At 33.7% G+C, this 12,678-nt stretch carries 12 protein-coding genes; 2 read left to right on the forward strand and 10 right to left on the reverse strand.

Features of this window, described 5'->3' with window-relative positions; translation table 11 throughout:
• Positions 1-4 precede the first annotated feature (4 nt).
• Positions 5-457 carry a FixH family protein gene (locus ACZZZA_RS03740; protein ID WP_463429865.1) on the forward strand — a complete coding sequence of 151 codons (453 nt, stop codon included), beginning with the start codon at positions 5-7 and terminating at the stop codon, positions 455-457.
• Entirely contained in the window at positions 448-1,212 is a 765-nt protein-coding gene (locus tag ACZZZA_RS03745) for a sulfite exporter TauE/SafE family protein (RefSeq protein ID WP_463429866.1), read from the forward strand. The genes ACZZZA_RS03740 and ACZZZA_RS03745 overlap by 10 nt, the downstream gene beginning before the upstream one ends.
• Positions 1,213-1,414: 202 nt before the next feature.
• Here ACZZZA_RS03745 and serS read toward each other — a convergent pair whose 3' ends face one another.
• The 10 genes from serS to ACZZZA_RS03795 all read right to left on the reverse strand — a co-directional run bounded on the left by serS (position 1,415) and on the right by ACZZZA_RS03795 (position 12,604).
• Positions 1,415-2,683 carry a serine--tRNA ligase gene (gene serS, locus ACZZZA_RS03750; protein ID WP_463429867.1) on the reverse strand — a complete coding sequence of 423 codons (1,269 nt, stop codon included), beginning with the start codon at positions 2,681-2,683 and terminating at the stop codon, positions 1,415-1,417.
• Positions 2,684-2,781: 98 nt separating this feature from the next.
• The gene (locus ACZZZA_RS03755; RefSeq protein ID WP_463429868.1) at positions 2,782-3,288 is read right to left on the reverse strand and encodes a hypothetical protein; all 507 of its coding nucleotides are present in this window, start codon (positions 3,286-3,288) and stop codon (positions 2,782-2,784) included.
• Positions 3,289-3,315: 27 nt separating this feature from the next.
• A complete protein-coding gene (gene asnB, locus ACZZZA_RS03760) occupies positions 3,316-5,211 on the reverse strand; it encodes an asparagine synthase (glutamine-hydrolyzing) (protein WP_463429869.1) in 1,896 nt (631 codons plus the stop codon).
• 61 nt (positions 5,212-5,272) lie between these two features.
• A complete protein-coding gene (locus ACZZZA_RS03765; protein WP_463429870.1) occupies positions 5,273-6,517 on the reverse strand; it encodes an MATE family efflux transporter in 1,245 nt (414 codons plus the stop codon).
• A complete protein-coding gene (locus ACZZZA_RS03770; RefSeq protein WP_463429871.1) occupies positions 6,514-7,656 on the reverse strand; it encodes a glycosyltransferase in 1,143 nt (380 codons plus the stop codon). The genes ACZZZA_RS03765 and ACZZZA_RS03770 overlap by 4 nt, the downstream gene beginning before the upstream one ends.
• A gap of 62 nt (positions 7,657-7,718) precedes the next feature.
• Positions 7,719-8,207 (reverse strand): hypothetical protein, encoded by a 489-nt coding sequence (locus ACZZZA_RS03775; RefSeq protein WP_463429872.1) that lies wholly within the window; start codon positions 8,205-8,207, stop codon positions 7,719-7,721.
• 110 nt (positions 8,208-8,317) lie between these two features.
• A complete protein-coding gene (locus ACZZZA_RS03780) occupies positions 8,318-9,457 on the reverse strand; it encodes a hypothetical protein (RefSeq protein WP_463429873.1) in 1,140 nt (379 codons plus the stop codon).
• 31 nt (positions 9,458-9,488) lie between these two features.
• The gene (locus tag ACZZZA_RS03785) at positions 9,489-10,274 is read right to left on the reverse strand and encodes a (Fe-S)-binding protein (protein ID WP_463429874.1); all 786 of its coding nucleotides are present in this window, start codon (positions 10,272-10,274) and stop codon (positions 9,489-9,491) included.
• Between the two features lie 42 nt (positions 10,275-10,316).
• Positions 10,317-11,645 carry a 4Fe-4S dicluster domain-containing protein gene (locus ACZZZA_RS03790; protein WP_463429875.1) on the reverse strand — a complete coding sequence of 443 codons (1,329 nt, stop codon included), beginning with the start codon at positions 11,643-11,645 and terminating at the stop codon, positions 10,317-10,319.
• Between the two features lie 8 nt (positions 11,646-11,653).
• Entirely contained in the window at positions 11,654-12,604 is a 951-nt protein-coding gene (locus ACZZZA_RS03795; protein WP_463429876.1) for an MlaD family protein, read from the reverse strand.
• Between the last annotated feature and the right edge of the window lie 74 nt (positions 12,605-12,678).

Consider the following 12,678-nt stretch of genomic DNA (forward strand, 5'->3'; position numbering starts at 1 on the left):
AAAGATGAAAAATTTCACATGGGGACACGGCATTTTTTTAGCTCTCGCCTCTTTCATTATTTTTATTTTATCTATGTTATTTCTATTTCCAAACGGGCAGAAGAACTCTGAAATGGTGACTGAAAAATACTATGAAGAAGAACTGGAATACCAAACCGTCATTGATGCTAAAAAAAGAGCAGATACCATAAAAGAAAAACCTGTTTTTTCACAAAATGCAGAAGGTATTAAATTGACTTTTCCTAAAAATATCAACAACACAAATTCTAATATAAAATTTGTGCTGAACAGATCTGATGATCAGAATTTAGACATTAAAAGATCTGAGCAATTAGATTCTAATCAGTCAATCACGATTCCTGCAAAAGTGTTGACAAAAGGAAACTATACCTTGCGACTGATGTGGACTACCAATAAAACAGACTACCGACTCGATTATGATGTGATATGGAAATAGCATTTGTAATATCAGCGATTGCTCTAGGTTTTGCTTCCGGTTTTCACTGTATCGGAATGTGTGGTCCTATTGCGCTATCGATGGGATTAACAAAAAAGCAGGCAACCAATTTCTATCTACAAAATTTAACCTATCAATTTGGCAGAATCTTCACTTATGCTTTTTTAGGTGGTGTTTTAGGAATTATAGGTGAAGGTTTTGAGATGGCGGGTTTCCAGCAATATCTAACCATTGCCGTAGGTATTCTGCTGATTATCATGGCATTATTTTCATTTGGAGGAAAAGATTTTGCTTCAAAAATTCCTTTTTTATCTAAATTTTTATATTCCGTTAAGCTGAATCTGGGAAAATTACTGCAGAAAGCAGACTACCGTTCAAGATTTACCACAGGAATTCTCAACGGATTCTTACCCTGCGGAATGGTTTACATGGCACTCACAGCAAGCTTAGCAACCGGAGGAATCCTTCAGGGAGCTTCATACATGGCTTTATTCGGATTAGGAACACTTCCGTTTATGTTTACGGTTGTATTAGTTGGAAACCTCATGAATCAGGCTTTCAGACTTAAAATTCTAAAAGCAGTTCCTGTCATCATGATCATTCTCGGCGGATTATTTATTCTAAGAGGCTTAGAACTAGGTATTCCTTACGTTTCTCCAAAAGCCGAAGCGATGACGGTTTCAAAAGATAATAAAGGCGAATGTCATTTGCCGGGAGATCACAGTAAGCATCCGCATACTGCGAATTGTCATTGATTTAAGCAATTCAAATCAACAGAAAAATGAAAATTCTCGTTATAATTTGGACAATAATTTTTCTCTTACCAGTTCTCTATTATCTATTAGAAAATCCCAATACAAAAGGAATTAGTAGTATCGATTAATAGATAACTAAACAATAGATAGAAAGCAAAAACCACCGAAATTTCGGTGGTTTCATTTATGTAAAAGTAAAATCTTAATTAATCAAATCAAACTTCGCATACTCAGCAATCTTCTTGGGAAGTTTAATTCCTTCCTCAGTCTGATTATTCTCCAGCAACGCAGCCATAATTCTCGGCAATGCCATTGCAGAACCATTCAAAGTATGCACCAACTGAGTTTTTCCGTCAGCTTTATAACGACACTTCAATCTGTTTGCCTGAAAGGTTTCAAAATTTGAAACTGAACTTACCTCCAGCCATTTTTCCTGGGCAGCGCTCCACACTTCAAAATCATACGTCATGGCAGAGGCAAAACCTGTATCTCCTCCGCACAATCTTAAAACCCTGTATGGCAATTCTAGATCAGTCAGAATTTCTTTGATATGTTCTACCATTTCTTCCAAAACAGCATAAGAATTTTCAGGTTTTTCTAATCTTACGATTTCAACTTTTTCAAACTGGTGAAGACGGTTGAGCCCTCTTACATGAGCTCCGTAACTTCCAGCTTCTCTTCTGTAACATTGAGAAAATGCTGTATTTTTAATTGGAAGATCTTTTTCATCCAGCAAAACATCACGGTATAAATTTGTTACCGGAACTTCAGCTGTAGGAATTAAATACAATTCATCAGCATTGATGTAGTACATTTGTCCTTCTTTGTCAGGCAATTGTCCTGTTCCGTATCCTGAAGCTTCATTCGCAACATGAGGCGGATTGACTTCCAGATAACCTGCGTCTACATTTTTATCTAAAAAATACTGAACCAAAGCTCTCTGCAATCTCGCACCTTTCCCAAAGTAAACAGGAAAACCAGCACCGGCAATTTTAACGCCCAATTCAAAATCGATCAAATTATATTTTTTCGCCAGTTCCCAATGAGGAATTGCACCTTCGCCTAAACCTTCGACATCGTGAGACTGATAAATAATTTCGTTATCATCTGCAGAAACTCCAGCCTTTACCAATTCGTAAGGCACATTTGGAATTTGGTACAGAATATCTAATAATTTCTTTTCAACTACTTCCAACTGAGACTTCAATTCTGCGCTCGACTCTTTGTATTGTGCTGTTTTAGATTTTGATGCTTCAGCTTCTTCTCTTTTTCCATCTTTCATTAAAATTCCGATTTCTTTGGAGATTTTATTAATTTCTGAAAGTTGAGAATCTAATTCAAACTGAATTTTTTTTCTTTCTTCGTCAGTAACGATTGCCTCGTCTACCAACTCAAGATTTTTGAATTGTCTTTTTTGAAGACCTTCTAAAACGCGTTCTTTGTTTTCGCGCAAAAAATTGACTTGTAACATAAAAATGTATGGTTTAAAAGTTTAAGGTTTAAGATTTTGAGTATTTTTAAAAGAACTCAAAACCCTGAACATTGAACCGTTCTTTGCAAATTTAAAGATTATTTTATGATTGTAATGATATTTGGCTGATCCTGAACTTTAGTAAATATTAATTGTTTGTTATAATTCACTTTTGAAACCTCAAAAACAGTTGGAGTCCAGCGATAAAGAATTTCTAAAGTATCACTAATGGGCTCACTAAAAGTAGTGTCTGTAAGTTTTTTGGTAAGAGAAACCTCAATCTGGGATCGGTAAACCCGGTCATCAGAATCTGCACCACTCACTAATTCTCTTGTAGAGCCTGCAATATATTCCAGATAGTACGTTGAGTCCACAGTCATTTTCCGTGAATTGCTGACGGGTGCATTGTCAACTGGCGCCAACATATCATTCATAGAAATTGTAGTATAAGAACCAATGCTGTTTGGCTGAAGCAAATCATTTCCCGCACCATCTTTAATATAGAAATTCATGATCTGATCTATTTTCTGCACAGAATCTTCATCACTCCTACATCCCATAAGCGCAAAACATCCGAATAAAATTCCAAAAAGTAGATTTTTCATCCTGCAAAGTTAAAATTTAAAATGAAACTAATTTTCAAAATATTTCTGATACCAAAGCTCAAAAGTAATCAATTGCCAGATTTTCACATAATCATATTCATTATTTTGGTTGTTCCACCAATCATTAATTACTTCTGCCTTGAAAAAATTCCTTTTTTTAAGACTTTCTAAATTTTCAGTAATAAATATTTGAATTTTTTTATCATTGTGAATAAAGTAAGCAAGCGGAAAAGAAAACCCGCGTTTAGGCATACCCAAAACTTGTTCTGGCAGATATTTTTGAGCAACTTTTCTTAATAAAGGCTTATTTTGCTTACCATTATAACGGATCTTTTCAGGCAGTGAGGAAACGTAATCAATCAAATCATTACTCAAATATGGATATCTAAATTCAACACCATATTTCATAGCACTCAAATCATCACGAAGAACATGATGAGAAGACAATGAATACTTCATGTCATACTCAAAAAGTCCTTTATAACTTTTGTTTTCAGACAAATGAAATTGCTTAAGGTTTGGATTGATTTGGCTGTAGATTTCTTTTTTGAAAATACTTTTTGCCTGCAAAGGTTTCATTCCTACCTGACTTTGCCTGAAAAAATCAAACATAGAATCCTGAGAAAAATAATTTTTAACCCTTTGAGAAAATTCATCTTTCGTAAAAATAAAATTTCTTGCAAAATTAAAATTCTTCATTAGCAGCCATTTGTTAAGCTTTAAAGAATGAGAATATCCCGCAAACAACTCATCGGCTCCATTTCCGCTGAGAACAACTTTAAAACCTAAATTTTTAGCATATTCTGCGGCATTCATCAAAACTTCCAAACTGCTGTAAGGTTCTTCGAAATGTTGAATATTTTCTTTTAACTTGTATAAAACTTCATCATCCGTCACTTTTTTAATATGATGCGGAATTTTTATTTTGTCGGCAACCAACGATGCATTTTTCACTTCGTCTTCCGAAAACGGATAGGCAATCGTGAATGCATTAATATCCGTTTTATACGGTTTAGATTTGCAGGTGATCAATGTAGAATCTATACCTCCGCTCATCATACTTGCAACCGGAACGTCTGCATAAAGCTGTTCCTCCACGCTTTCAGAAAGCAATTCATCGATTTTTATGATGGCTTCCTGTTCAGAAATATTTTGATTGGGTTGAGGAAAATTCCAGTAAAATTGCTTACTTATTTTGAAATCATTTAGATTAATGGTCATAAAAGAGGCAGGTTCCAAAGAAAATATATCTTTAAAACATGTTTCTGGAGCCAATGTTGTCTGAAAAAGAAAATTGGTGTAAACGCCTTGCCAATTGATTTCAGGTTTCAAAAATTCATTTTTGAGAAGAGATTTTATTTCTGAAGCCCAAAGTATTGCATCCTGGCTTTTGTAATAAAAAAGAGGTTTAAGCCCTACTCGATCTCTTGCTAAAAGAATTTTGTTTTTTTCTAGATCGACTAAAGCAATCGCAAACATTCCGTCAAATTTAGCAAACATTTCTGTCCCCCATTTTTGATAGGATTTCAAAATAACCTCCGTATCTGAATGACTTTTGAAACTGTAGCCTGAATTCTTAAGCTCCTTTCTTAATTTTTTAAAATTATAGATTTCGCCATTGAAAGTAACCGTAATTTTTTCATCATCTGAAAGCATGGGTTGATGACCTTTTTCAGATAAATCTAAAATCGAAAGCCTGCGAAAACCTAAAGCAATTTTTGAAGAAGTGTTGTCTAGAACAGGAAATATTTCCTTAATTTTTTGGGTAGAATCTTGTCCGGAGAACGACTCTCCTATTATTGCATCGGAAAGCCAAAACCCTTCATCATCCGGACCTCGGTGCTGGATGGCTTTATTCATTTCTAAAATATTTTTAGAAGAAATTTCTTTCTTAAATGAATAGTAACCGCAGATCCCGCACATGATTAAGCTTTGATTGGTAAAAATATAAAATGTTTTAAGGATTACAGATACCTGCGTCTAATTATTTGCGAGTAAGCCTGCTTATTTCTGATTTTGAAATTAAAAAATCCTTAAAATGAAAATCTGTAGATTGATAAAACTTCCAGAATAGGATTACTGCAGAAACACAATAAGATGCAGAAGCTACAAAACAAGCTCCCAAAATTCCCCATTTTGGAATTGCCACCAAAGAAAAAACAATGGTAATCAGTAATCCAACAAGAGATTTTATGTTTAAGATTTTAAGTTCTTTTATTCCTGAAAAATAATACCCAATCATGTCGCTTACCGCTATTGCAAAAATTCCCGGTGATAAAATGAGCATAATCAGTTTCGTGTCACCAAACTCATTCCCGAATATCATCAAGTAAATTTGTGACGGAATAACAATGATTCCCAGAATAAAAAAAAGCATCAAAGTAGATGAAAGTTTTAATGATGATTTCGTTTTTACAATAGACTGTTGTCTGTCTTTACTATTGACTACATCAGAATACAGAACGACAGCAATACTCCGGGTAATCGTCCAGATCGCTTCAGCAAAGGCAATTCCTATTGAAAAAATTCCTACAGTGGCTATTCCTTCAAAGTATTCTAAAAAATAAAAGGACAGTCGATAATTTAAAAATTGAATGAATGCGCTAAACTGGTTTTTCCAGCCATATTCAAACATACTTTTAAAAACAGATTTTGAAAATTTAAATTCTGAAATCTTAAATCTCTTTAAAATTTGAAAAAAACTCAACCCAAATAATATAAATAAACACAATATCTGCGCTAAAAAATAAACAGAGACTTCTTTAAAATTTACTAAATAAATCAACACAGCAATAAAAACGACGTGAATAAGCTGTTGTAAAACAGTGTAAAAATTAAAAAGTCTTATGTTCTGAGTTCCTAAAAAAAGACTGATATTGGTTGCAAGAAGTGATGATAAAATTGAAATTCCGATCAGATAAAATAAAAATTCGTTATGAACCGATGTAAAACTGAAGACTAACGGAATTATAACTCCTGTAATAATTGACCAAAGATACGAATAGATAATAACCTGCTCTATTTTGAACTTTTTTGCAAAATATGAGGTGCTGCTTCCTGAAAAAATACTGCTGAAAAAACTCACAATGGCAACATTGGCAATAATGATTGAAATCACTCCTTTGCCCTCGCTTCCCCACATATTTGTTGAGAAGATGACCAAACCAAAGCTCAGTATCAAAATTAAAAAACGCGAAATAAAAGTCTGAACAACTTTTAGCTGTTTCATTCTGTGCTTTTTGGTAAAGATTGTTTTATAAAATTGACGAAAGAATCTGCGATAATATTCCAGTTATATTTTTCACGAAATTTTTTCACCCCGTTTGTTGCATGAAGATGATAAAGTTCCGGATTTTTGATATATTTTTCAATACAATCAGCAATGATATCAGAATCTTTCGGATGAACCAAGAAACCAAAATCGATTACTTTAAGATGTCTTCTTATACCTTTCAGATCCGAATAGATTACAGGTTTCCCTGATCCCATATAATAAAATAACTTGATGGGTAACGAGTGATGATTCTCAAAATTAAATTCTCTCAAATCAAAACAAATATCTGCATCAGAAAAAGATGCTGTGAATTTTTCAAATGAAGCTGGTTTTCTAACCTCAATATTTTTAAATGAAAATTGGGAAAGCAAATTTGTAAAATAAATTTCATCAGATTTTTTCCTTGCAGAACCAATAATCAATATGTTGATCATTAAATCTAAATTTCGATTTTGGAGTTTAGCAACTACGTTAAAAAAATTGCCTATTCCCTTATTTTCAGATATTGCTCCGGTGTAACCTAAAGTTATCTCATTTTTTTTTAAAGTATTAATATTTTGAGAAATAAACGGTTTACCCGGATAATAAGGCAGTAAGATTTTCTTTTTAAACGGAAAAAAGTAAGCCAGAGGAAATTGTTTTGTCTCTTCACCAAATATAAAGTGAGTGCTCAAAAAGCCTGCATACAGCTGAATCAGAAAGAATTTTATCCCGTGAAAAATCTGCATTACAGAATTATACCCTTCAAGCATTGACATTGCAGGATACCATTCTGTAATATCATAAACAACACTGATTTTTCTTTGTCTTCTATATTTTCGAGCCGCAATTATAGGAATTGGCTCAGAACAAATGATACAATCGGGATTAAAAGCTTCACATATCTTTCGAAAAGTCAATATTTTCTCTTTGCTGGATTTACCTAAAGTTGCATAAGATTCTATTTCAATACCGTCAATTTCTCCCTGATAATCTGAGTAAAGACTGCTGATCTTAACCTCAAATCCCCGAGTTTTTAATTCCTTTGCCTGATGATAAAAAATTCTGTCATCATTGTAATTATGAGCGGTAGTTAAGAAGAGTATTTTAGGCATTGATGACGAATTCAATCATAAAAAATTATGTCAATAGATAATCAGATATTTGAGATAATAAATTATTTGATTCCTGCCGCCCAGCTTCTGTTGAAAGGAAGTAAGAAATTACCGAGAAATTCAAGATAGGTATTTTTAGAAAAATCGAAGACTTCAATTTCTTTGGATAGTTCTCCACTTCGTACCTTATTTTTAAAATCTAAAAGTTTCAGTGTTTTTACTTCACCGTTTTCTATAAAACTGGCTTTCATACGATCAAATAATCCCAACTGATATTCTTCATCAATTTCTCTCATGATCTTACCTAATGCATCAATACTGCAACCGGAAGCCATTTCCTTTTCCTCATCTACACAGATGACGATAAACTGGTTTTTTTCAATTTTGAATGATGATGAAAGAGGTTTTCCGTGTGCTGCCCAACCTGCCAGAAAATCATACAGTTTTTCTGTAATCACCTTCGCTTCTTTGGTTGTAAAAGCTCGGGATGCGGGATAGATAATCACTCTGTAATCTTCAGCTTCTACTATATTTGATTCTTCAATTTTCATATGTAGGTTTTATTTATTTTAATTGTCATATGCTATCGCCTATTCATATCTGTTTATGAATCAAAGACCAGTCTTGGCGATTTCATTTCAAATAACTTTAAAGAGTAAAATTACGCAATTTTGTTGAGTTGAAAGCCATTATATTTTTTGCTCAAAGCATACAAAAGCATTAAGAAAAGAAGTATAATAAAACCGAAAAAGAACCTTACAGCAGACGAATCCGGAAAGAAAAGAAATTTTATGTAGATATTAGCAAAAAGAAAGAGAGAGAAAATCCGAATCCATAAATCTCTAGAAAAAGAGAAAATCAATATCAAGATCATTAATGCTGATACACTTACTTTCTTAAAATACATGAACTTATTAAAAATAATACTTAAATAATCATTTACTGTGAAATCAGCCGGCTGACGAGATATAAATGGTCTTCTTTCTATGAACGAATCATAGAATAGATTTTTCCAACCTGGATAATGATAAAATTTAACGATTAACAGGTAGACAGACAAAAATAAAATCCCCTGCACTATGAGTTGTACATCTACTTTTTTGTTTGCAGCTAAAAAATTGTAAAAAGATACTGTAAATAAATACGTTAATGCAAAAATAGCATAATCTGGTCTTACTAAGATACCTGCCATCAAAACAGAAAAAATCAACCATTTATTCCATTTTTTAAAGAGCACTAAAATAAAAAAGAGTAAAAAGATAAAGCCTAACATATCCGGACTTGGAGTTTTAGACATAAATCTCGCTGTTGGTAATACAAGAATTCCTAATGTGAATACTGAAGTCAAAAAATAGTTACGAGGAAATATTTCTTTTAAAATATAAAACAATAAAAGTCCTGATAAAAAGTAAGAAACAATGCTTACCAGTAAAACAGATGTTGGTGCAGAAAACCCTAATGTATAAAAAGCATCAATAATTAAATTGTAGCCAACTTTAATTTTATAGTAAGGTATTTGTTCATTAAAAGCCTCATGATATAACTCAAAAGATCGCATACCAATATGATTATCTGTCTTTCCTGCTATATCGTAATATTCTGCAGGAGATGCTTCATTTTTGACAGATAAGTATGTTAAATCATGAACCTTCTTCGGTGAATCCGGAAACTCTGAAGAATACAAGCAACCTACATAACCAGGCAAATCCCAGTCATAGATTCTGTGTCTATAACTTTCAATTGTAAGATATGATAAGACAATTAATACGAAAAGAAAAGAAAGTTTCCATTTTATTTTCATCTCATATTTCTTCAAGAAGCTAAAAATTAGGTTACAAATCTTCAGCTTCGGCCAAAAGTTCTACAATATCTTTTACTTCTACTTCGTTGTTTTTATTGAAATGTTTTACTCCGTCAGTCAGCATTGTATTACAAAACGGACAACCTGTAGCAATGATTTTTGGCTCGAAAGACAAAGCTTCTTCCGTTCTTTCGATGTTGACGTCTTTATCTCCTTTCTCAGGTTCTTTGAACATCTGTGCACCGCCGGCTCCACAACAAAGCCCATTGGTTTTGCAACGTTTCATTTCAACCAATTCGGCATCCAGTTTTTCCAAAAGCATTCTTGGTGCTTCGTACTCACCGTTTGCTCGCCCCAGATAACAAGGATCATGGAAAGTAATTTTTTTACCTTTAAAAGCTCCACCTTCAATCTTAAGTCTACCTTCATTCATCAATTGCTTTAAAAATTGAGTATGGTGAATGACTTCAAAATTTCCGCCTAAGCTTGGATATTCATTTTTAAGGGTGTTGAAACAGTGTGGACAAGCCGTTACGATTTTTTTAACCTCATAAGCATTTAGGACTTCAATATTCGTCATTGCCATCATCTGGAAAACAAATTCGTTCCCCGCACGTTTTGCAGGATCGCCTGTACAACTCTCTTCCTGACCAAGAACAGCAAAATCAACCCCGATTTTATTCAGAATTTTGCAGAATGCTTTGGTGATTTTTTTTGCTCTGTCGTCAAAACTTCCGGCACAGCCAACCCAAAACAAAACTTCAGGTGATTTTCCTTCGGCAGCATATTCTGCCATTGTTTTTATAGTGAAATCCATTTTATTGTAAAATGTATTTTATATTAATGTAAATTTAATTTGCTAGTCTTTTGCCCAATTCAGACGATCAGCCTGATTATATTGCCAAGGTGCAGCATTGTTTTCTACGTTGGTCATCATTAGATTTAACTCTTGTGGTGCAGCAGACTGCTCCATCACCAGGAATCTTCTCATTTCGAAAATTATTGAAAGGGGATCTAATAAAACCGGACAAGCTTCTGTACAGGCGTTACAAGTGGTACAAGCCCAAAGTTCTTCTTTCGTGATATAATCGTTCAGCAATTTCTTTCCGTCATCTTCAAACTTACCGTTCTTATCGATGTTTCTTCCAACTTCTTCCAAACGGTCTCTGGTTTTCATCAAAATCAATCTTGGAGACAATTTTTTACCGGTTATATTTGCAGGACAAACCGAAGTACAACGACCACATTCCGTACAAGAATAGGCATTAAGTAATTGAACCTGATTCAAATCAAAAACATCTTCTGCACCAAATTTTGACGGTACATCTGCAACAGCACCTTCAGCCGGAGCTGCGTAAGGATCTGCATTGGGATCCATCATTAATTTAATTTCTGCCGTAACTGAATCTAAATTATTAAACTTTCCGTATAAATCTAAGTTGGCATACCAAGTACTTGGGAATGCTAAAATAATATGTAAATGTTTAGAGTAATAAAGATAGTTCATAAAGAACAGAATTCCCACAAAGTGAAACCACCATGCTGTTCTTTCAATAATATGCAAAGTTGATTCGCCAAATACAGAAAACCAGCCAAGTAAAATTCCGCTGATAGGAAAAGCACCAGGAATGGGTTCTGCAGCATATCTACCTTGAAGTTGATGATCTGCAGCATTCATTGAGAAGAATGCAACCATCAAAGCAAATTCAATAATCAAAATCCAGTTGGCATCATTTTTTGGCCATCCGAAAAGTTCTTTCATCGTCAATCTCTTAACGCCATAAAAATTTCTTCTGATGAAAAATAACACCACACCGATGATAACAAGAATTGCTAAAACTTCAAGTGTTGCTGTGAAAATATTGTAAAAAGTATGTCCGAAAATTGTTGCCAGAAAACGATGTGTTCCGAAAATTCCGTCTACAATGATTTCGATTAATTCGATATTGATCATGACAAAGCCTACATACACAAAAAGGTGAAGAATACCTGCAACAGGTCTTTTCACCATTCTACTTTGTCCCATTGCTACACGAGCCATGGTTTCCCAACGTTCAGCTTTTCTGTCGCTGCGGTTGATTTCTCTTCCTAATCTGATGTTTCTATAAATCTTAAGAAGGCTTTTTCCGAATAACCCAAAGCCTGCAATTAACAGAATCAGAAAAATAATATTGTCAAGATATTGCATAAGGCTGATTAGTCTTTATTATTCTTACCAAATACAGAAAAATTAACGTATTTCTTAGGATTGGCCTTTAAATCTTCAATAAGAGCATTCAAGTTAGTAGAAGCTGCATTCAGATTATTATAGAGTTGGTCATCTTTCATAATCTTACCTAAACTTCCCTCGCCTCTATCAATCCCGGAAACTACATTATTCAGTTTACCAACTGTTGCATCAAGATTAGCAATTGTTTGATTCAATTGTTTTGTGTCAATACTTTCAGCTAAATTCCCGTATTTATCTAAAGTTACTTTTCCGGTCTGCATGGTAACGCTTGCATCATCAAGAACTTTCTGTAATTTAGGATCATTATTTCCGACCAATTTATTGACACTCCCTGCAGTACTTTCTAAGGCACCAACAGTTTTGTTTAAATTATGAAGTAATATTTTGATCTCTTCTCTGTTTTGAGCGTTCATAACCTGATTTGCATTCATCATTAAAGAATCTACTCTGTGCAAAACAGTCTGTAACTGATCTTTAACCGGACCAACCTGAGAAGAAAGACTATTCATCATCCCTAGCTTGAAAGCGCCCTGTAAAGTATCACCATCTTTCGCAACAATTCCTCCATAAGCAAGATTAACTCTCATCTCTTTACCGCCCATAAGGCTTGGTTCAAAAATTTCAAGATTTGAACTTTTTGAAAACACAAAATTATCATCAACGGTAATCTTAACGATAAAATGAATTTTTCCGTCTTTAGCGGTTACCGGAGTAATTTTATCAACCTGCCCCACTTTCAAACCATTGATAGAAACCGGTGAAGATTGTGTAAGACCTTCAACGTTATCATATTTTGCATAAAATATGTTATCGGTGGTAAAAAGACTTCTGCCTTTCATGAACTGGAACAAAATGACAAAGCCAACAACAGCTAAAATACCTATTAAACCAGCTTTTATTTCTTTACTGAACTTCACTTTTTATATTTTTCTAGTAAGCAAATATAGTACATTTAATTTAATGTAAATCTGTATTGCTTTGAGTTAATAAC

The sequence above is a fragment of the Chryseobacterium sp. AC405b genome (assembly GCF_979258685.1).